This is a genomic window from Streptomyces sulphureus DSM 40104, from assembly GCF_000381025.1.
In the GTDB taxonomy this organism is placed as follows: Bacteria; Actinomycetota; Actinomycetes; order Streptomycetales; family Streptomycetaceae; genus Streptomyces; species Streptomyces sulphureus.
Genome location: NZ_KB905822.1, coordinates 30108 through 49515 on the forward strand (window position 1 = coordinate 30108; position 19408 = coordinate 49515).

Annotated in this window: 26 protein-coding genes; 18 read left to right on the forward strand and 8 right to left on the reverse strand. The window is 71.9% G+C overall.

Annotation, left to right across the window (positions count from 1 at the left end; translation table 11 throughout):
• Positions 1–104: 104 nt before the first annotated feature.
• From F603_RS0124360 to F603_RS0124380, 5 genes are all read left to right on the forward strand, one after another.
• Positions 105–509: a DUF6153 family protein gene (locus F603_RS0124360; protein ID WP_019548554.1), complete on the forward strand. Its 405-nt coding sequence runs from the start codon at positions 105–107 to the stop codon at positions 507–509.
• Between the two features lie 120 nt (positions 510–629).
• Positions 630–1256, forward strand: a complete 627-nt coding sequence (locus F603_RS0124365) for a DUF305 domain-containing protein (protein ID WP_019548555.1) — start codon at positions 630–632, stop codon at positions 1254–1256.
• Positions 1257–1352: 96 nt separating this feature from the next.
• A complete protein-coding gene (locus F603_RS32810) occupies positions 1353–2255 on the forward strand; it encodes a F510_1955 family glycosylhydrolase (RefSeq protein ID WP_019548556.1) in 903 nt (300 codons plus the stop codon).
• Between the two features lie 72 nt (positions 2256–2327).
• On the forward strand, positions 2328–2849 hold the full coding sequence (locus tag F603_RS0124375) for a DUF4396 domain-containing protein (protein ID WP_026328689.1): 522 nt from the start codon (positions 2328–2330) through the stop codon (positions 2847–2849).
• Between the two features lie 142 nt (positions 2850–2991).
• Complete coding sequence (locus F603_RS0124380; RefSeq protein WP_019548558.1) at positions 2992–3402, forward strand: four-helix bundle copper-binding protein; 411 nt, start codon at positions 2992–2994, stop codon at positions 3400–3402.
• 37 nt (positions 3403–3439) lie between these two features.
• Here the strand turns inward: F603_RS0124380 and merB are convergent, their stop codons facing one another.
• Positions 3440–4402 (reverse strand): organomercurial lyase, encoded by a 963-nt coding sequence (gene merB, locus F603_RS0124385; protein ID WP_019548559.1) that lies wholly within the window; start codon positions 4400–4402, stop codon positions 3440–3442.
• A gap of 93 nt (positions 4403–4495) precedes the next feature.
• Here merB and F603_RS0124390 point away from each other — a divergent pair, with 93 nt between their 5' ends.
• Positions 4496–4912: a heavy metal-responsive transcriptional regulator gene (locus F603_RS0124390; RefSeq protein ID WP_019548560.1), complete on the forward strand. Its 417-nt coding sequence runs from the start codon at positions 4496–4498 to the stop codon at positions 4910–4912.
• Positions 4913–5226: 314 nt separating this feature from the next.
• Here F603_RS0124390 and F603_RS0124395 read toward each other — a convergent pair whose 3' ends face one another.
• Complete coding sequence (locus F603_RS0124395; protein ID WP_026328690.1) at positions 5227–5589, reverse strand: ArsR/SmtB family transcription factor; 363 nt, start codon at positions 5587–5589, stop codon at positions 5227–5229.
• Positions 5590–5798: 209 nt separating this feature from the next.
• Between F603_RS0124395 and F603_RS0124400 the strand changes: the two genes are divergently transcribed.
• From F603_RS0124400 to F603_RS0124410, 3 genes are all read left to right on the forward strand, one after another.
• A complete protein-coding gene (locus F603_RS0124400; RefSeq protein WP_019548562.1) occupies positions 5799–7166 on the forward strand; it encodes an MBL fold metallo-hydrolase in 1368 nt (455 codons plus the stop codon).
• Between the two features lie 65 nt (positions 7167–7231).
• A complete protein-coding gene (locus F603_RS0124405; RefSeq protein WP_019548563.1) occupies positions 7232–7591 on the forward strand; it encodes a rhodanese-like domain-containing protein in 360 nt (119 codons plus the stop codon).
• Entirely contained in the window at positions 7588–8331 is a 744-nt protein-coding gene (locus F603_RS0124410) for a sulfite exporter TauE/SafE family protein (protein WP_019548564.1), read from the forward strand. The genes F603_RS0124405 and F603_RS0124410 overlap by 4 nt, the downstream gene beginning before the upstream one ends.
• Before the next feature lie 78 nt (positions 8332–8409).
• On the opposite strand, the gene F603_RS0124415 is transcribed toward F603_RS0124410, so the two are convergent.
• Positions 8410–8688: a metal-sensitive transcriptional regulator gene (locus tag F603_RS0124415; protein WP_019548565.1), complete on the reverse strand. Its 279-nt coding sequence runs from the start codon at positions 8686–8688 to the stop codon at positions 8410–8412.
• A 69-nt stretch (positions 8689–8757) separates the two neighbouring features.
• On the opposite strand from F603_RS0124415, the gene F603_RS0124420 reads away from it, so the two are divergent.
• Positions 8758–9330: a rhodanese-like domain-containing protein gene (locus tag F603_RS0124420; protein ID WP_019548566.1), complete on the forward strand. Its 573-nt coding sequence runs from the start codon at positions 8758–8760 to the stop codon at positions 9328–9330.
• 91 nt (positions 9331–9421) lie between these two features.
• Here F603_RS0124420 and F603_RS0124425 read toward each other — a convergent pair whose 3' ends face one another.
• The 4 genes from F603_RS0124425 to F603_RS0124440 all read right to left on the reverse strand — a co-directional run bounded on the left by F603_RS0124425 (position 9422) and on the right by F603_RS0124440 (position 11923).
• Positions 9422–10024 carry a cadmium resistance transporter gene (locus F603_RS0124425; protein WP_019548567.1) on the reverse strand — a complete coding sequence of 201 codons (603 nt, stop codon included), beginning with the start codon at positions 10022–10024 and terminating at the stop codon, positions 9422–9424.
• A 293-nt stretch (positions 10025–10317) separates the two neighbouring features.
• Positions 10318–10839 carry a signal peptidase II gene (gene lspA, locus F603_RS0124430; protein ID WP_019548568.1) on the reverse strand — a complete coding sequence of 174 codons (522 nt, stop codon included), beginning with the start codon at positions 10837–10839 and terminating at the stop codon, positions 10318–10320.
• The gene (locus F603_RS0124435; protein WP_019548569.1) at positions 10836–11540 is read right to left on the reverse strand and encodes a cation diffusion facilitator family transporter; all 705 of its coding nucleotides are present in this window, start codon (positions 11538–11540) and stop codon (positions 10836–10838) included. Before F603_RS0124435 ends, lspA begins: the two co-directional genes overlap by 4 nt.
• Entirely contained in the window at positions 11537–11923 is a 387-nt protein-coding gene (locus tag F603_RS0124440; RefSeq protein ID WP_019548570.1) for an ArsR/SmtB family transcription factor, read from the reverse strand. Before F603_RS0124440 ends, F603_RS0124435 begins: the two co-directional genes overlap by 4 nt.
• Positions 11924–11971: 48 nt before the next feature.
• On the opposite strand from F603_RS0124440, the gene F603_RS32815 reads away from it, so the two are divergent.
• The 8 genes from F603_RS32815 to F603_RS0124480 all read left to right on the forward strand — a co-directional run bounded on the left by F603_RS32815 (position 11972) and on the right by F603_RS0124480 (position 18052).
• The gene (locus tag F603_RS32815) at positions 11972–12685 is read left to right on the forward strand and encodes a class I SAM-dependent methyltransferase (RefSeq protein ID WP_019548571.1); all 714 of its coding nucleotides are present in this window, start codon (positions 11972–11974) and stop codon (positions 12683–12685) included.
• Positions 12686–12980: 295 nt separating this feature from the next.
• On the forward strand, positions 12981–14381 hold the full coding sequence (locus F603_RS0124450; RefSeq protein WP_019548572.1) for an NAD(P)-binding domain-containing protein: 1401 nt from the start codon (positions 12981–12983) through the stop codon (positions 14379–14381).
• Entirely contained in the window at positions 14378–15616 is a 1239-nt protein-coding gene (locus tag F603_RS0124455) for an MFS transporter (protein ID WP_019548573.1), read from the forward strand. Before F603_RS0124450 ends, F603_RS0124455 begins: the two co-directional genes overlap by 4 nt.
• Before the next feature lie 256 nt (positions 15617–15872).
• The gene (locus F603_RS0124460) at positions 15873–16145 is read left to right on the forward strand and encodes a hypothetical protein (protein ID WP_019548574.1); all 273 of its coding nucleotides are present in this window, start codon (positions 15873–15875) and stop codon (positions 16143–16145) included.
• A 134-nt stretch (positions 16146–16279) separates the two neighbouring features.
• Complete coding sequence (locus F603_RS35210) at positions 16280–16510, forward strand: hypothetical protein (protein ID WP_158678685.1); 231 nt, start codon at positions 16280–16282, stop codon at positions 16508–16510.
• On the forward strand, positions 16507–16854 hold the full coding sequence (locus F603_RS0124470) for a hypothetical protein (RefSeq protein ID WP_019548576.1): 348 nt from the start codon (positions 16507–16509) through the stop codon (positions 16852–16854). The genes F603_RS35210 and F603_RS0124470 overlap by 4 nt, the downstream gene beginning before the upstream one ends.
• 89 nt (positions 16855–16943) lie before the next feature.
• The gene (locus F603_RS0124475; RefSeq protein WP_019548577.1) at positions 16944–17546 is read left to right on the forward strand and encodes a hypothetical protein; all 603 of its coding nucleotides are present in this window, start codon (positions 16944–16946) and stop codon (positions 17544–17546) included.
• Positions 17543–18052, forward strand: a complete 510-nt coding sequence (locus F603_RS0124480) for a hypothetical protein (RefSeq protein ID WP_019548578.1) — start codon at positions 17543–17545, stop codon at positions 18050–18052. Before F603_RS0124475 ends, F603_RS0124480 begins: the two co-directional genes overlap by 4 nt.
• 136 nt (positions 18053–18188) lie before the next feature.
• Here the strand turns inward: F603_RS0124480 and F603_RS0124485 are convergent, their stop codons facing one another.
• Positions 18189–18923, reverse strand: a complete 735-nt coding sequence (locus tag F603_RS0124485) for a GntR family transcriptional regulator (RefSeq protein WP_019548579.1) — start codon at positions 18921–18923, stop codon at positions 18189–18191.
• Positions 18924–19408: the final 485 nt, after the last annotated feature.

The following is a 19408-nucleotide window of genomic DNA, read 5'->3' on the forward strand; positions in this document are numbered from 1 at the left end:
TGACTCCAAGGTCTTCTGCGCGGTGGACGACGCGTGTCCACCGACCGGCTGACCCTGGGGGTGGGGGGAAGGCCGGGGCGGGGGCCGGACCGTACGATGGGCGCATGACGTCCTCCGTGCAGCTGTCGAGCCGCCGCCCTGCGGGGCGGCTGTTCGCGCTGCTGGTGATGGCGGTGCTCACCGGCCTGCTGGGCATGCATGCTCTCGGCCCCGGCGGAGCGCCGTCACCACGCGCGGAGGCGGACCACGACATGGTGATGGCCGTGTCCGCCGATGCTTCCCACGCGAGTGCGGGATGCTCACACACGGACGGCGGGCCGGATCACCTTGAGCACGCGGACGGGTCCTGCGCAGCGGCCGGTATCGGTTCCGCCTATGCGCCGCCCGCGTTGGCCGGCGCCTTGCCGGACGGGTCCCCCACCCTTGCCTCGCTCATGCCGGCTGTGGCCTCGGCGGAGACCGGCCGGGCGCCCCCGGACCTGTCTGAACTGCAACTTCTTCGGATTTAGAGCGACCCGCACGGCACCCTGACCGGTTTGTTCCCGGTTGCCGGTGCCGCGCTTCGGCACGCCCTCATCCCATGAACATGCGCGCGCCCCGACGTGGCTGCGCGCCCAAGGAGTTGCACCATGATCAGCAAGCGTTCTCACGTCCGTCGTACCGCCGTCGTGGCTGCCGCGGGTGCTGCCGCGCTCGTCCTGGCCGCCTGCGGCGGCAACGGCGACAGCTCGGCCGGACACGACGGCCACACCACCAAGTCCCCGTCATCGTCGGCGCCGGCCTCCCAAGGCCAGCACAACGCCGCCGACGTCGCCTTCGCCAAGGGCATGATCCCCCACCACCGCCAGGCCGTGGAGATGGCCGACCTCGCCCCCACCAGGGCCGGGTCGGCGGAGGTGAAGAAGCTCGCGGAGGACATCAAGAAGGCCCAGGACCCGGAGATCAAGACGATGTCCGGATGGCTGACCTCCTGGGGCGAGGAGGTGCCCGCCGAGGGCGCCATGGACCACTCCATGCACGGCACGAGCGGCATGATGAGCGCCGAGGAGATGGACAAGCTCAAGAACTCCTCGGGCAAGGCGTTCGACACCGCCTTCATGGAAATGATGATCAAGCACCACGAAGGTGCCGTGACGATGGCCAAGACCGAACAGGCCGACGGAGCGTACGAGCCCGCCAAGACCACGGCCGCAGCGATCATCACCTCCCAGACCGCGGAGATCACCCAGATGAACAAGCTGCTCGGCAAGAACTGACCGGACGCCGCAGACGAGAGCGGGCGGGCGCCAGCCGGTGCCCGCCCGCCGCGGCACACCCCCGCTTCGCTTCCCCACCGACAGCTTGGACCCGCCGTGATCACCCCCGCCCGCATACTCCCTCGCGGTGGCCGGACGGCCGCCCTCCTGGCAGCAGCCGTTGCCCTGCTTGCCGCCTGCTCCACCTCCGACCCCGACCAGAACACCACCACCGCCGCAGACCCCGGCACCGGTCACCTGCACGGGCTCGGCGTCGACCCGTCGGACAACACCGTCTACGCCGCCGGCCACCACGGCGTCTTCCGCCTCAGCGACGGGAAGGCGGCCCGCGTGGCCGGCCGCTACCAGGACACCATGGGCTTCACCGTCACCGGCCCGTCCACCTTCCTGGCCAGCGGCCACCCCTCCCCGACCGACCCGGATGCCCGATCACCGCACCTGGGCCTGATCCGCAGCACGGACGCCGGCCGCACCTGGAACACCCTCTCCGCCGAGGGCGAAGCAGACTTCCACGCCCTCGAACAGGCCGGCAGCACGCTGTACGGGTTCGACAGCCAGAGCGGGAAGCTGTGGGCCAGCACCGACGGCGGCCGCACCTGGGACCAGCGCGCCGCGCTGCCCCTGCTCGACCTCGCCGCCCACGCCCAGAACCCTGACACCGTCTGGGCGGCCACCGGAAAGGGACTTGAGCGCAGCACGGACGCAGGGCGCACCTTCCGGGCTGTCCCCGCAGCCTTGGGCCTGGTTGCCGTCGACGAGCCGGAGCCCGGACTCCTCATCGCGCTGGCCGCGGACGGCCGCTTCGTCAACAGCCGCGACGGCCGGACGTGGACGGAGAACGGCCGCCTGCCCGAAGGAGGGGAGCCCACCGTGCTCGCCGCGGTGACCGCGCAGCGGCTGCTGGCCGCCGACAGCACCGACACCGTCTACGAGTCCACCGACGCCGGCCGCACCTGGACCGTCCTCCACCGCCCCTCCGCAGCCATCGACAACCACTAGAGGAATACCCCTGGGGGGTATATTGTTCTGGGTGTGGGATCCGGGAACGGGCCACATGGGACGGGAATGGAGATGAACGTCATGGACCACACCGGCACCGCGCACGACCACGCCGCCCACCAGGCACACAACGGTCACGGCCACGGCGGCCACGCGGCCGGGGCGTCTTGGCCGACGGCGGCGAAGGCGACGCTGCACTGCCTGACCGGCTGCGCTATCGGCGAGATCCTCGGCATGGTCATCGGCACCGCCCTGATGTGGGGCAACGTGGAGACCATGGTCCTGGCGATCGCGCTCGCGTTCGTCTTCGGCTACTCCTTCACCCTGTTCGCGGTCCGCCGGGCCGGACTGGACTGGAAGAGCGCGATCAAGGTCGCGCTGGCCGCGGACACCGTATCGATCGCGGTGATGGAACTCGTCGACAACGGCATCATCGCGGCCGTGCCGGGCGCGATGGACGCCCACCTGTCGGACGGGCTGTTCTGGTCGGCGCTCCTGGGCGGCTTCGCGGTCGCGTTCGTGATCACCACGCCTGTGAACAAGTGGATGATCGGCCGCGGCAAGGGCCACGCCGTCGTCCACGCCTACCACTGACTCAGCCGCTCGCCCGGCCGCCCGGCGCACCTCCTGGTGCGCCGGGCGCGTTCGCGCCGGCGGGGGTTAGCTGGAGGTGTACCGGGGCTCGCGAGGCGGCCGACCGGAGCCGCCGGCCCGCGGTATGAAGGAGGCACCCGTGATGTCCAGCACCGTCAAGGACATGCTCGCCACCTACCCGGCCGACCTCGGCGACATCGACCAGGCCAAGCTCACCGCCTGCATCGAAGCATGCATCGCCTGCGCGCAGGCGTGTACGGCGTGCGCGGACGCCTGCCTGTCGGAGGGCATGGTGGGCGACCTGACCAAGTGCATCCGTACCGACATGGACTGCGCCGACATCTGCACCGCCACCGCCTCGGTGCTCTCCCGCCACACCGGCTACGACGCCAACATCACCCGCGCGATGCTCCAGGCGTGCGCCATGGTCTGCAAGGCGTGCGGCGACGAGTGCGCATCCCACGCCGGCATGCACGAGCACTGCCGCGTCTGCGCCGAAGCCTGCCGCTCCTGCGAGAGTGCCTGCAACGAACTGATCGAGTCCCTGGGCTGAGATCGGCTCGGTTCCGGGACGGGCAGGGTGCGGCGGTTCAGGCATCGAGCAGGCCGGCGAAGGTCTGTGCCGCGATCTGAGCGGCGCGCTGTTGGCTGATGACGTGGCCGGGAACCTCGGGGTGTTCTCTTGCCCAGGCGCCGGCGTTGTGATCGCTGGTGAAGAAGTTCAGCGCGTCGCAGCAGGCCGTCGCCGCCGGGCCGCCTCCAGGGCGCTGCCCGATGAACACCACCGCGCTCGCCGGCCTCCACACGGTTGCCTCGCCGGCGGTGGTGAGGGTGACCGGCTCGCCGGTCACCGGGTCCGTGGACGAGATCACCACGTCCCGGCCGAGCATCGCCGGAATGCCGAGTGCGTCGATCGCGCACATCGACCACACCTCGGCACCTGCGCTGATCTTGACCCGGTGACGGGTCGGCGCGGCAGAGAAGGGATAGGCCGCATGGATCCGGCCATGGCCGTCCAGGGTCAGGAAGTCCTCGCCGGCCAGCTCTTGAAGAATCTCACCTGCCGTCCGGCCGGCTTCCGCGGCGAGCGGCTCGAGTGCAGCAGGATCGGGCGGGCCGCCCGTGGCGGCGAAGTGCCGCAGTACCGCCTGGTGCACCGCCCTGAGTCCTCGCTCGCCCGGTGCGCGACGCCCGCGGCCCGCCCGCCCCACCGCATCGAGCCCGTACGTCTCACAGCAGTCGGACGCGGCCAGCCGCGGCCCGGTGAGCGCCTGACACAGCGCCGCTTCGCCGGGGACGCCCGAGACCGTGCCGTCCGCGCCCCGGTACAGGCGGCAGGACATGCTCGGCTCCACCCCTTCGGATGCGAACGGATCGACGCCGTCCACCAGGATGGTCGGCGATCCGGTCATCCCGCACTCCGCGGCCTGGGCCAGGTCATGCACCTCGACCAGGTCCAGCTGCGCTTCCCGCCCGGCCAGTACGGCCCTGACCCGCTCGGCCGCGGGCGCCGCATTCGGGCACCCGGGAACCGTCAGTACCGTGATCCGCATCGCTCGGCCCTTCCGCTGGTCCGATGGTTCGCCTCTACGCCTGCACGCTAGACCTTCCAGCGCACTGGAAGGTCAAGGGCGTAGGCTGACCACGTGCGCATCAGCGATCTCGCCGCCAGGAGCGGACTGAGCACCAAGACCATCCGCTTCTACGAGCAGAGTGCTCTGCTTCCCGCGCCTCCCCGCACACCCGGCGGCTACCGCGACTACCCCGAGCAGGCGGTGGCGCGACTCGCCTTCATCCGCGACAGCCAAGGCGCCGGCCTGTCCCTGGCGGAGATCCGCTCGATCCTCGTGCTGCGCGACAGCGGCCAGGCACCATGCGCGCACGTCACCGCACTGATACATCAGCGCCTCAACGACATCGAGCGGCGCCTGACCGAGCTGGCCAAGACCAGGGACGCGCTGAACGGCCTCGCCCGACGGGCCGCCCTGACCGATCCCACCTCGTGCAGGGAAAGCGACATCTGCACGATCCTCTCCTCGGTCCGCGAGAAGCCGCGGGGTTGACGTCGGCGTCCGACGGGGCGCTGCCTGAAGGTGCCGGACTGCACCTCCAAATCCCGGATGCACGGCGGTCATAACGCGAGACCGGCGCTGCGGCCGCGGGCATCGCGGTGGACGCAGACGGAGCGCCTCGACGACATCGGCGCACGTGCGCCGGAGAGAGGCCGGCGCGACGTCGGCCTGACCCAGGGCCTTTGCGTCCTAGGTCGGCCTGAAGGTGGCATTGTCTCGTCGATGCCCAACCCAGTAGATCGCGAGGACCTGCGTGGTGTGCACGGGGCCCATGAACGCGACGCGCACGCCGGTGCCGCTGGGCTTCACTGCGTCAGCAGCGCGCCCATGGCGGCGAGCACGGACGGCTCGACGCGGTAGTACACCCAGGTGCCGCGCCGCTCGGAAGTGAGCAGCCCGGCTTCCTTGAGCTTCTTCAGGTGGTGGGAGACGGTGGGCTGAGAGACGCCGACGTCGGAGATGTCGCACACGCACGCCTCCCCGCCCTCGTGCGAGGCCACCGCGGAGAACAGCCGCAGCCGCACCGGGTCGCCGAGGGCCTTGAACATCCGCGCCGCGGTGTCAGCTTCCGCGGCACTCATGGGGCGCTCGGTCAGCGGCCGGCAACACGGCACCACACCCTGACCATCGGCGGGCTCGAGCAGCGACAGCGCCTTGGCATTCGACATGCATCTATGTTGACACACGTCGAACCAGGGGGTCCCCCCCTGGCCGATTCCGCTCGGGCAAAGGACCGTTTGCGTGAGCCGCCCTCTGCGAGCCGATGACCCCACTCGCGCGACAGCTGCCCACACCTCTTTGGATACCCCCCCAGGTATCTCTGTTACGGTGGATTCAGATACCCCGGGGGGTAAATTTGCTGTGAGGAGAGTGTGCCGTGTTCTTTGCCGACATCCTGGAGACGGAAGGTCTGGGCAACCGCAGCTATCTGGCCGGCGGGGCCCGGGCGGCGGTGGTCGTGGATCCGCCGCGCGACATCGACCGGGTGATCGCGGCAGCGGCCCGGCGCGGGGTCCAGATCGCGGCCATCGCGGAGACGCACGTGCACAACGACTACGTCACCGGAGGTCTGGAGCTGGCCCGGCTGACCGGTGCCCGCTACCTGGTGCCCGCCGGTGCGTCGGTGGCGTATGCCCGGGTCGCGGTGGCCGACGGCGATGTCGAGGAGATCGACGAGGGCCTGGCGCTGCGCGCCGTGGCCACCCCTGGCCACACCCCGCACCACACCTCCTACGTGCTGGAGGAGGACGGGCGGGCGGTGGCCGCGTTCACCGGCGGTTCGCTGCTGATCGGCAGTGTGGGGCGCCCCGATCTGGTGGAGCCGCGGCTCACCGAGCAGCTGGCCCGGGCTCAGCACGATTCCGCGCACCGGCTGGCCTCCGAGCTGGCCGACGAGGTCGCGGTGATGCCGACGCACGGGTTCGGCAGCTTCTGCTCCGCCGGCCAGAGTGGCGGCGAGCACAGCACCATCGGCACGGAGAAGGCGGCCAACCCGGCGCTCCTGAAGGACGTGGAGACGTTCGTCAAGGAGCTGCTGGCCGGCCTGGACGACGTTCCCGCCTACTACGCGCACATGGGCCCGGCCAACGCCGCGGGCCCTGCTCCGGTGGACCTGACCGTCCCGGAGCGCGCGGACGCCGGTCAGATCGCGCGCCGTCTGGCGGCTGGGGAGTGGGTGGTGGACCTGCGCAGCCGTGTGGCGTTCTCGCAGGGGCATGTGGCGGGCTCGTTCAACTTCGAGGTCGAGGGCCAGCTGGCCACCTACCTGGCGTGGATGATGCCGTGGGGCAAGCCGGTCACCCTGCTCGCACAGAGCGCCGAGGACCTCGCCCGCGCGCAGCGTGAGCTGTCCCGGGTGGGCATCGACCGCCCCGCCGCCGCGGCCGTGGGCTCCCCGTCCGACTGGACAGCTGCACCGATTGCGTCGTTCCCGCGGGCGACGTTCGCCGACCTGGCTGCCGCGCGCGAGCGGGGCGAGGAGCCGGTGGTGCTGGACGTGCGCCGCGACGGCGAGCGCGCCGGTGGCTGGATCGAGGGCAGCGTCCACATCCCGGTCCACCAGGTCCACCAGCGCCTTGACGAGGTGCCCGCCGGGACGGTGTGGGTGCACTGCGCGGGCGGTATGCGCGCGGCGATCGCCGCCTCCGTCCTGGACGCCTCGGGCCGTGACGTCGTCGCCGTCGACGACGGCTACGCCGCAGCCGCCGACGCCGGTCTCACCCTCGTTTCGCCCGTCCAGCACTGACCGCACCACCCGACCCCCGCCGGGCCACGAGCGCCGGCCGGGTCACCGGCACCAGAGGAAGCACCATGCTCTTGCCCGAATGCGGCCCGGGCCGCGTCACACCGGCACAGGCCCACCGTGCCGTCGAGGACGGCTGCGCACTGCTCGCCGACGTCCGTGAGGAGGACGAGTTCCAGGCCGGTCACGCCCCCGCGGCCATCCTTCTGCCGCTGTCGCAGCTGGCCGAAGGCACGGGCCTGCCCGGCCGGGAGGACGGCCGCGACCTGGTGCTGATCTGCCGCTCCGGGCACCGCTCCCAGCAGGCCGCCCGGCTGCTCGCCGACCGCGGTGTCACAGCGGTCGACGTCACCGGCGGCATGCGTGCCTGGGCCGCCGAGGGCCTGCCCGTGCACGACGCACACGGGGCGGCGGGCACCGTCATATGACCGCGCTCGTTCTCGCCCTGCTCGCCGGGGCGCTGGTCGGCCTCGCCCTGGGATCCCTCGGGGCCGGCGGCAGCATCCTGACCGTCCCCGCCCTGATCTACCTGCTCGGCTTCAGCCCGGCCGAGGCCACCACCGCCAGTCTGATCATCGTGATCGTCACCTCGCTCACCGCGCTGCTGGCCCACGCCCGGGCCAAAACGGTGCGCTGGCGGGCCGGCCTGCTGTTCGCCGCGGCCGGGCTGGGCCCCGCCGCGGCGGCCGGCCTGCTGTCCGCGCACATCCCCGCCGTCGTGCTGACCCTGGCCTTCGCCGCCCTCGCGGTCCTCGCCGGACTGCGCATGCTGCGCCGCAGGACACCGTCCGCGGGGGCTACGGCGTCGGCGCCCCGCGCAGCGGGAGCGGGGGCAGCTCTGGGGGCGGTGACCGGGTTCCTCGGGGTGGGCGGCGGGTTCCTGGCCGTCCCCGCCCTGGTGGCGGCGCTGGCGGTGCCGATGAGCGCGGCCGTCGGTACGAGCCTGCTGGTCATCATCGCCAACGCGCTGGTCGCTCTCGCGGCCCGCGCGACGACCGAGGTCAGCCTGGACTGGGCCCTGATCATGCCGTTCATCGCGACGGCGGTCCTGGGCGCCTGGGACGGCAAACGGCTGGCCGCGAAGGTCAGGCCCGCCACCTTGCAGCGGGTCTTCGGCACCCTGCTGCTGGCGGTCGCCGCGGTGATGGCGACGGGCACCCTGCTGTGACACACCCGTGGGGCCTGCCGCGGACACCCCGGCGAACCGGGTGCGTCCGCGGCAGGCCCCACGGAAGGCGAAAGCTTTTCAGGCCAGCGAGAGGAACAGTTTCTCCAGCCGGGCCCGCATCTGCGCGGAATCCCGCACCTCGGGATCCTCACTGGTCATGCACTGCTGCAGACCCGTCGCAATGATCGAAAACCCGGCCCGGTCCAGCGCCTTGGAGACCGCCGACAACTGCGTGACCACGTCCTCGCAGTCCCGGCCCTCCTCGATCATCTTGATCACACCGGCGAGCTGACCCTGCGCCCGCCGCAGCCGGTTCAGCGCCGACTTCAGCTCCTCGGCACTCATGTCGAGTTGCACACCAACCTCCTCACATACCCCCACGGGTATCCTACCGTGGGGGAACCGCTCAGAAAGGCGAACCATTCCATGACCACCTCCACCGCGATCGCCCCCGCCCAGGCCGCCGCCCGCTTCGGCGAGTTCACCGTGATCGACGTCCGCACCCCCAGCGAGTACGCAGGCGGCCACCTGCCCGGCGCCCACAACATCCCCCTGGACCGCCTCGACGAAGCCGCAGACGCCCTGAAAAAGGCCGCCCAGCGCGCCCCGCTCCTTATCGTCTGCGCCTCCGGAGCCCGCTCCGCCAAGGGCTGCGAGAAGCTGGCCGCCCAAGGCATAGCGGCCACTACCCTCGACGGCGGCACCAGCGCCTGGGTGGCCGGGGGCCAGGAGACGGAGCGCCCGGTGGGTGCCCGAGCGACCTGGCCCATGGACCGGCAGGTCCGCCTCGCCGCCGGCACCCTGGTCCTCACCGGCTTCCTGGCGGGCCTGGCCTGGACGCCCGCGCACTGGCTGTCCGGGGCCATTGGCGCCGGACTCGTCTTCTCCGGCGCGACCAACACCTGCGGCATGGCCGCAGCCCTGGCCAAGCTCCCCCACAACCGGCCGCCCAAGAGCACGGTCTCCTTCCAGGACACCCTGCTGCGCGTGGCTGCATGATTCGCCCGGCCGCCGCGGGGCCTGGTTCTGGACACGGGAAGACCCGGCAGCGTGAGGGATTCGAACTGGTCCGGTGATGCCCCGCCTGTCGTCACAGGCCGAATGCGCCGCCCTCGATGAGGATGAGCAGGCCGATGGTGATCAGGACCAGGGGCAGCAGGATGTGGCCCCAGCGGGCGAGAGCCTTGGCGATGACGGGTCGGGTGGCGAGGAACTTGCCCGCGAAGCACCACACGGCCACGAGCACGAGGAACACCGCGGCGTACACGCTCATCCCGCCGACGCCCGCGGTGGCGAACACGGGCACGTAGACGCCGATGTTGTCGCCGCCGTTGGCGAAGGTGACCGCCGCGACCTCCAGCGGGCCCGGCCCGCCTTCCGCGGCCTGTTCCTCCTCGGCCTCGCTGCCGTCGCGGCGGCCTTTCCATGCCTGCCAGGCGGCCTTGAGGCCCAGCGCCAGCGGCAACAGACCGAGGTACGGGATGGCGGACTCAGGCAGGAAGGTGGCCCCGAAGGCGGCGGCCACTGCAACGGCGAGGATCGCGGCGAAGCCGAGGTACTGGCCAAGCACGATCCGCCGGGTGGAGCCTGTGCGGCCCGCGCCTTGGGCGAAGAACAGCGCCAGGACCAGGATGTCGTCGATGTTGGTGACGGCGAACAGGCCGGCCGCCTGCCCGATGATGCCCAAGTCCACGAGTAGCGGTTCTCCTTTGATGCGGGTGTCTCGGTGACGCTACCGGGGAGCCCGCAGGACCTAGCGGTCAAGGCCGGTGCTGTCCATTCTCGGATTCTGGCTCAACTTCTGTGATTCAGTACGGCTGCTCGGTACCCGAGGGTCAGCGGGCGAGAGAACCAGCAGGTCAGCGGCTTGTGCGGTGGCGGGGCCCCGGCCGGTTCGACCCGACATCACAGAAGTCAGAAGTTGGGCCAGAGCCGGTTCTCGTGAACAAGGCCACGCGGGGCCGGGGTGCCGCAGCAGGAGTTCGGCTACTGCGGTGCTGAGCTAATCTGCTCGGTGCCGCGCCCGGGGCGGTCCTCGCGCCAGGACAGGGCGACGAGCAGCAGGCCGCCGACGACGATGAAGACGTCGGCGAGGTTGAAGGTGGGCCACCAGCCGGTGTGCAGGTAGTCGGTGACCCGCCCGTCGGGGGCGCGGTCGATGAGGTTGGCGAGGGCACCACCCAGGACCGCGGCGAGTGCGATGCCCCACAGCCGTCGGGACGCCGCGGCGGTCCGCCACAGCACGACCGCGACGGCGGTCGTGATCAGGGCGGTGACCGCGACGACGGTCCAGGCCGGGGCACCGGCGGCGAAGGAGAACGCGACCCCGGAGTTGAAGGCGAGTTCCAGATCGAGCGGTCCGCCCTCGATCGGGGAGCCCGGCAGGGCGCGCTCGGCCCATGCCTTGATGCCCAGGTCCGTTCCGGCCAGGGCGGCGGCCAGGGCCAGCAGCCCCGTCCGGCGCTTGAGGGCGCCGGAGGGGGCCACGGCTGTGGTGGGCGCGGTCACTTGCATCCGTCCGAGCAGGAGGAGTCGCCGGTCTTGGTGGTGGGCTTGTTGTCGTCCTCGCAGCCGTCGTCGCAGACGAGTTCGCCTTCCCAGGCTTCCTTGCCCTCCATGATGGCGAAGGCGGCGATGACGAAGCCGGCGACCGGGTCGAGCCAGGTCCAGCCGAACGCGGCGAACGCGAGCAGGCCGACGAAGGTGGACACCGACAGCCAGGCGCACAGCTTGGTCTCGGCGGCGTCCGCGACGACCAGGCGGGAGTTCATCTTCAGTCCGGCCTTGCGCTTGGCGCGGGCCAGCCACGGCATGATCACGATGGACAGGCCGGTCAGGGCGATGCCGACGATCGAGGTGTCGGGCTTCTCGCCGCCGAACAGGTCGCGGATGCCTTCGACGGTGACGTATGCGGCGAGCGCGAAGAACGTGATCGCGATGAACTTCAGTGCCCGGCGTTCCTTGGCCTCGTCCGGCTCACCGCCCTTGATCTCCGCCAGCAGCCGCACCAGGACGACGACGGCTGCGGCGACCTCGATGCCGGAGTCGATGCCGAAGCCGATCAGGGAGACCGCTCCGGCGACCGTGCCGGCCGCGATGGCGATGACGCCTTCGATCACGTTGTAGCCGATGGTGAACTTCGCGTACCGCACCGCGCGGTGCGCAGCCGGCCCGGTCACGTCGGGGACGGGGGCGGGGGTGGTGCTCATCGGGCGGGCTCCTCGGGGGCGGGGTGGGTTCCGTAGGTGGGGCACAGGTCGACGGCCTCGCCGGTCGCGGCGAGTAGCTGCTCGGCGGCGGCCAGCAGGTCCAGCAGTTCCGGGCGGGCCAGCGAGTGCAGCGTGGCCCGCCCTTGCGGGCGGGAGGTGATCAGGCCGCAGTCGCGCAGGCAGGACAGGTGCGCCGAGACCGTGGACTGCGCCAGCCCGACGCAGGCGACCAGGTCGGTGACCCGGGCCTCGCCCTCCGCGAGCCGCTTGAGGATCGCCAGGCGGGCCGGGTCGCCCAGCGACCGGAACAGAGCCACCGCCGCTGAAGGCGCCCCGCACGAGGTGGTGGCCGTACTGCCGGCCTCCGTGCTATTCATCGTCATGGAGCGATGATAGCCACAGGAACCGATAACATCCATGGGGGTCGTGTCATGCTGATGAACCGGATCGAGAAGGCGGCGGTCAACAATCCCGCCCGCCGGGCCCTGCAACGCTTCTACGAGGTCCCGGCCCTGCTCAAGCTGGCCGGCGGGCCGCTCGCGCCCGGAGCGAGGGCGGTGGAGGTCGGCTGCGGCTCCGGGTACGGGACACGGATGATCCTCGACCGCTTCGGCGCCGCGAAGGTCGACGCCCTCGACCTGGACCCGGGCATGGTGGCCAAGGCGAGGCGCCGCCTGTCCGACCGGCCGGGGCGGGTGCGCCTCGAGGTGGGGGACGCCACCGACCTGAAGGCGGCCTTCGGCGCCGAGGGCGGCACGTACGACGCGGCGTTCGACTTCGCGATCATCCACCACATCCCAGACTGGCGATCCGCCGTCGCCGAGATCGCCCGCGTCCTGAAGCCGGGCGGGGTCTTCGTCTTCGACGAGGTCACCGCACATGCCCTGGCCCGCCCCACCTACCGCAGACTCTTCGACCATCCTGAGCACGACAGGTTCACCGCCAGGGAGTTCCTGGCCGAGCTGCCGCGCCACGGCCTGGCGGCCACGGGCGCCTTCACCCGCATCAGCGGCGACTACCTGCTCGGCACCGCCCGAAAGCGGGCAGCGAACCGGGCCCGACCGCGACCGTGCCCGGCTCGTGCACCGTCCGGGGTGCGCGAGCCGGGCACGGTTGCGGTCAGGCCCAGCTGGAACCGGCCGTAGCGGTTCGCATGCGTCCGGACCGGAGGGGCCAGCGGGTCCACCTCGGTGAGTTTCTCGCAGCCCAGGACCTACCACCTCGGCATCATGTCGACCACTGGCCGCAGTGGGCACCCCGCGGTGCAGCAGCCCGTCCGCGGGTGTCGACAACGCCGGACCGACCGCCACCGGCGACCTGCTTCACAGCGCTCGAACACCACCCAGTTTCGATGATTGTCTATGTTGACGCTCATCAATGCAGGTGTCATGCTGGGCCGCGCAAGCCATCGACAGATGTCGAACCACGCAAGGAGCCGCCGTGAACGCGCCCGCCACCACCGAGCTGCCCGTCATCGTGATCGGGGCCGGACCCGCCGGCCTGGCCGCCGCCGCCCACCTGCTCGACCAGGGCATCGAACCCCTGGTCCTGGAAGCCGGTCAGAAGGCTGGTGCCGCGGTGCGCGAGTGGGCGCACGTGCGCCTGTTCTCCACCTGGGGCGAGGTCGTCGACCCGGCCGCCGAGAAGCTCCTCGCGCCCACCGGCTGGACACGGCCCGACCCGGACACCTACCCCTCCGGCGGCGACTGGGCCGAGCAGTACCTGCAGCCGCTCGCCGACGTCCTCGGCGACCGCGTCCGCACCGGTGCGACGGTCACCGGCGTCTCCCGCGCCGGCCGCGACCGCATCGTCGACGCCGACCGTGACCAGCAGCCGTTCGTCGTGCACTTCACCCACGCCGACGGCCGTGAGGAGCGCGTCTTCGCGCGCTCTGTCATCGACGCCTCCGGCACCTGGTCCACGCCCAGCCCGGTCGGCGGCAGCGGTCTCGCGGCCCTCGGCGAGCGTGCGGCGGCCGACCGGATCACCTACCGCGTGCCGGACCTGAAGGACCCCGCCGTCCGCGCCCGGTACGCGGGCAGACGCACAGCCGTGATCGGCTCCGGCGCCTCCGCGTTCACCGCCCTCGCCTACCTGGCCGACCTCGCCAAGACCGAGGACGGCGCGGGCACGAAGGGCGTATGGATCCTCCGCCGGGGCATCTCCGGCTCCACCTTCGGCGGCGGCGAAGCCGACCAGCTCCCCGCCCGCGGCGCCCTAGGCCTGGCAGCGAAGGCAGCCGTCGACGAGGGCCATGCGAACGCCGTGACTGGCTTCCGCACCGAAGCGGTCGAGCGCGACACCGACGGCCGCTTGGTCCTGGTCGGCGAGGACGGACGCCGCCTGGACGCGGTCGACGAGGTAATCGTGCTGACCGGATTCCGCCCCGACCTGTCCTTCCTCGACGAGCTGCGCCTGGGCCTCGACGAGCGCCTCCAAGCACCGGTCGAGCTGGCGCCGCTGATCGACCCCAACCAGCACTCCTGCGGCACCGTCTACCCGCACGGCCACCGCGAGCTCTCCCACCCCGAACCGGGGGTGTACCTGGTCGGGATGAAGTCCTACGGCCGCGCCCCGACGTTCCTGGCGATGACCGGCTACGAGCAGGTCCGCTCGGTGGCCGCAGCGATCGCCGGCGACCTCGAGTCCGCGGACCGCGTGGAACTCACCCTCCCCGAGACCGGAGTCTGCGGCGGCGCCGGCCTGTTCGACGCCCCCGACGCCGCTGAGGCCGACGGCGGCTGCTGCGCGCCGACGCCACAGCTCGTCCAGCTCGGCACCCCTGTCTCAGTCGGGGCCTTTGCTGAGGAGAGTCCGGCGGGCGGCTGCTGCGGCTCGTGACAGACCTGGGCACTCCTGCGCGCGGGGCCGCGACCGGAACGGGGGACCGGTCGCGACCCCGCGCCGCCCTTCCCGCCCTCTGCGCCACGCAGATCGTGAGCTGGGGCATCATCTACTACGCCTTCCCCGTCCTCAACCCCCGGATCAACGCCGCGACCGGCTGGCCGGCCGGGGCGACCACCGCGGCGTTCTCGCTGGGCCTCGTCGTCTCCGCCCTCGCCGGAATCGGAGTCGGCCGCATCCTCGACCAGCGCGGCCCACGCACCGTCATGACCGCCGGATCCGTACTCGGCGTGGTCAGCCTGCTGATCGTGGCCGCGGCTGCCAACTTGCCGGTCTTCTTCACCGGTTGGACGCTCGCCGGGCTCGCAATGGCGGCCACCTTCTATCAGCCGGCGTTCGCCGCGCTCACCCGGTGGTGGGCCCCTGATCACGTGCGCGCCCTGACCATCGTCACCCTCGCCGGCGGGCTCGCTTCCACCGTCTTCGCACCCCTCACCGCGGCGCTCGCCGACCATCTGTCCTGGCGCCACACCTACCTCGTGCTCGCCGTGGTCCTCGCCGCCGTCACCATCCCGGCCCACGCACTGGCCCTGCGCGCACCCTGGCCCGACGCCTCAACAAGCCCTGCCCACCAGGCCGCCGACGCTGCCGATGTTGCGCGCAGCCGTCCGTTCATGCTGCTCGCAGCCACCTTCACCCTGTCGGCCTTTGCGATGTACGCCGTCGTCGTGGCTCTCGTCCCGCTCCTCCTGGAACGCGGGTACACCACCAGCCAGGCCGCCTGGGCCCTCGGCATCGGCGGCGCCGGACAGACCCTCGGCCGCACCCTGTACGCCACCCTCGCCCGCCGCACCAGCACCACGGCCCGCACCACGAGCCTCATCGCTCTCGGCGCTCTGACCACGGCCGCGTTCACCGCCGCCCCTGGCCCGTACGGCCTCCTCATCGCCGTTTCGGTCGTAGCCGGCATGGTGCGCGGCAACCTCACCCTTCTCCAGGCCACCGCCATCACGGACCGTTGGGGCACTACCCACTACGGCCGACTTTCCGGACTCCTGGCCGCACCCGCCCACACAGCAGCAGCACTCGCACCGTTTGCCGGCGCCGCCCTCGCCGTACCCCTCGGCGGCTACGGACCGCTCTTCTTCCTCCTGGCCGCCGTTTCCGTGGCAGCCGCGCTCCTCGCACCGTGGACATCCACCGACGCCATACGCCATTGCCCCAGGCAGTGACAACCGCGAAATCCCCTGCAGGCACAGGCGAACCCGCCCTCATTCCGATCTTCAACCCGGGGGCGACGCGCGGGTTCAACGGTTGAGCCCTCCAGGAATCCGCCAACCCGCGCGCTTCTCCGCGCCCCCGTCCCGACCTACGACCCCGGATGGGCGCAGCGCCGCCCCGGCGGGCTCTGAGGCCCTTACGATCCCCCGTCGCTGTGCCGCCCGCCCCGCGCGGGCGGCACAGCGACCGCCAACGAGAGGAAGCACGATGACCACCGACCAGAAGACGAAGCCCGCAGACCAGACCGAGGCACTGCCGCCGTACTCGGGCGAAGAGACCCCGTGCCCGAAGTGCCGCTATCCGGAGGCGTACACGTTGTACCGGTCCGCAACGCAGGCCGTCCTCGACGAGTTCAACGGGCGGCTCCAGCGGCGCGGCCCGCTGCCCGAGCGGCTGGAACGGCAGTGCCAGCGCTGCGACTACGCGTGGGACGAGGCCCTGGTGCCCGACGGCGCCGACGCCGACGAGGCCGGCCTGTGACGGGCCGTCCGGACACGCCGGACAACGTCCCGGACGCGCAAGGCGGCATCGTCCGGACACCGCCCGTCGGAGAGTCTGGCCCGGACTCCGGCCCCACCCCGACCAGGCCGGACACCGCCCGGACACGTCCGGACATGGACAGCGCGGACACGTCCGGACAGGGCGTCCGCGTCGAGTACCGCGCCCGCGTCCCCCGTCACCTTCTCGGCGCGGCTCTCGCCGAAGCCCTGGCCGCCATCGCCCGAGAGACCGCCGACGACCAGGACCCGCCGCCCGCCCCCGATCGCCGCGCCGACGTCGCCGCCGCGACGAACCGCGCCTTCGACATCCCGCCGCACCTCACCCGGAGGAACCGCACCCCATGACCGGGAACACCGACCGCGCCGCCGTCCTCCTCACCCACTGCCTCGTCCACCGGCACGGGATCACCGTGAGCCAGGCGTTCACCGCCGTCGACCAGGTGCAGCGCGGCGAGACCGGCCCGCACACGGCCCTCGTCGTCGAAGAGGCCCGCGCGATCATGCGGGACATGGCTACCGCCTTCGCCCCCGTCGTCGAGGCGTTCCGCCGCCTGGCGCCCGCCGTGCAGGCCGCCGCCGCTCAGCTCGGCAAGGCCCTGAACCTCCAGCAGCCGGCCCGCAGCCCCCGACGGGACCGGCCCGTCTGGCAGTCGCCGTACGGCCCACCGGCCCGCCGCCGGTTTCGGTGAGGTGTCCCACCACGCCAATGCACACCAGTGGGCACACCGCCCACCCCCGCCCGTGAAGGCTGGAACCCGACGCCGAAAGGAGCCACACCGTGCACGACGATGACAACACAGACACGAGCGCGCCGACCCGTACCGCGTGCGAGGCCATCCGGATCACACCCCACGAGGGCGGCATGCCCGACCACGACGCAGCGTTGACGTACCACTTCGCCGAGCCGGTCACCCTGCTTCACGCCCTCCGCAACTACGAGCCGGCGTTCCGCGCCCGCCCCAGCGACCGAATGCGGTCCTACGTGGCGCCGTCCCTCGTGGGGATCACCGCGCCGCACGAGCACCCGCAGCACGCCGACATCGCCGCCCTCGCGCAAGGGCTGTGGCAGCGGCGGAACACGTACGTGTCCGTCGACTGCTGGTCGCGTGCCGCAGGCGGCTTCTGGGCCTACATGCTCGTGCCCCTCTGGCGGCACCTCGACCGCGAGGACTGGCCTCTGCCCGACGAACGCGGCGTGCACCTGCACGCGGCCGGCCACGCCCACGCAGCGCAGGCCCCGTATCCGTGGCCCGAGCCGCCGCCCGTACCTGGCAGGTACGACACCGGGTTCGGCTCCCACCTGTTCCTGGCCACCGACGTTGAGGCACCGCCACCGCCCGGGGCACCCACCCGCGCCCGCACCGAAGAAGTCTCACTGTGAGTCTCGATCCCGCCCGCCGCGCCACGTCCAAGGAAGCCCGAGCGGCCGGGGCCTCGGCCGGCGCCCGCGCCGGAGCCGCGTACGCCGCCCTGATGGCCGCGCACGAAGTCGGCGACTACATACTCCAGCGGGACAGCGACGCAGTCGCCAAGGGCAAGCACGGCCCCGACGGCGCCGCCGCCTGCCTCCGCCACGTCGCCTCGTACACCGCGACCCAGGCGGTCGCGCTCGCGGCAGCCGACCGGTACTTGCGTCTCGGCCTCGGCTGGCGCCGCGCGAGCGCGGGCCTCGCGCTGTCGGCCGTCACGCACTACGTCGCCGACCGCTGCAACGGGCACTGGCACGAGACCGCCGAAGAAGGTGCACCGCGGCTGGTCCGTGCCGCCCACGCGGCGGGCAAGAGCAAATGGCTCACCCGCGACCCGTCGGCCGGCCCGCTCCTCGACCAGGCATGGCACCGGGCCTGGATCGGCCTCGCGGCGGCCGTCGCCGCCGGACGGCGATAACCCTCGTTACCAGGGCGGACAACGTCCGGACAGGACACGTGGACAGCGTCCGGACGTGGCGCGGCCCCCTCTCCCGCACACAAGGGAGAGGGGGCCGCGACCGTGCACCGGCGAAGACTGTACGCCGGTTCCGGGGTCACGTGACGTCGTGCTCGATCACCAGCGACCGCCCCGGGCCGAGGAAGTCGACCGCGTACTCGGTCGGCTCACCGTCGGCGTCCCAGTAGTGATTCACCACCGCCAGGGCGACGGCGCCCTCGTCGACGCCCAGGTGCGCGGCGACATCGGTCGGCACCCGCCGCAGCTCGTACGTGTCCCGGCGCCCGGCGACCGCCCGCCCGGTGCGCTCCTCGATCAGCCCGAACGTCAGCTTCGGCAGGGGCGCCGACTCCAGGAACTCCGGGGCGGCGTCGGCCACCGCGCCGGTGACCCACGTCGCCGACACCGTGACGACGCCGGCGGCGTCGCAATACATCCGGCGCCGCCGCGCCACCTCGACGCCCAGCTCGACGCCGAGGGCATCGGCAACTTCCTGTGACGCCTCCTCTCGCCGGAGGTCCAGAATCTCGACGCGTTCGTCCTCACCGACCGACGGCCGCGCGGCGCGCACCAGGGCGAGCCGGTCAGCGCCCGCAGTCACCGACTTCCGGGGGCGAACGACCGTTCCGACGCCGGGGGCCGCGTCGGCGTAGCCGAGTTCCCGAAGGACGCCCGGGACCTTCGAGGCCGTGCCCGAGCTGACCCCGGTCTCCCGCACGATGTCGCGGACCGAGGGCACCTTGTCGCCCGGTTGCAGGTCACCGCTCTCGATCCGGTCGATGATCTGCTGCGCGATCCGGCGATACGGCGACAGGGCTCCATGAGCTGCCATCGCAGGCTCCTTCCTGTGACGGAGAGTGGTCGGGTTGACACCCCCCGGTGTCTTAAGACATCTTAAGTCAGTCGGGGCTTGCTCCGACAGTCGCATTCGCGCCGAGACGCGAGGCGGCGCCGAGTGGCCACTAACCGCCGGCGACGTCGTCTCGGGGCGCGCTCGGCGCAGGCGGTCGCACGCCTGCGCCGAGCAGATTCATCCCCACGTCGCACCCAAGGAGGGGGGAAACATGGATCTCGACAACGCCGTTCTCTCGCACGACACGAAGGACCCGAAGGAGAGGGAAGAACTCTCCAAGAAGGTCGGCGAGGTAAACGACCGCAGCCGCAACGGGAGCGGAAAGTAGACGCCGGCCCGATACCCGAAGCCCCCGTACCAGAGCACCGGTACGGGGGCTTCGACGTGCCCGCTTCCGCCTGCCCCACCGCCCCGGGGCGACGCCTTCGCCCCGGGCCGGGCCGGTGTCCGCGCCGCCCGACCGT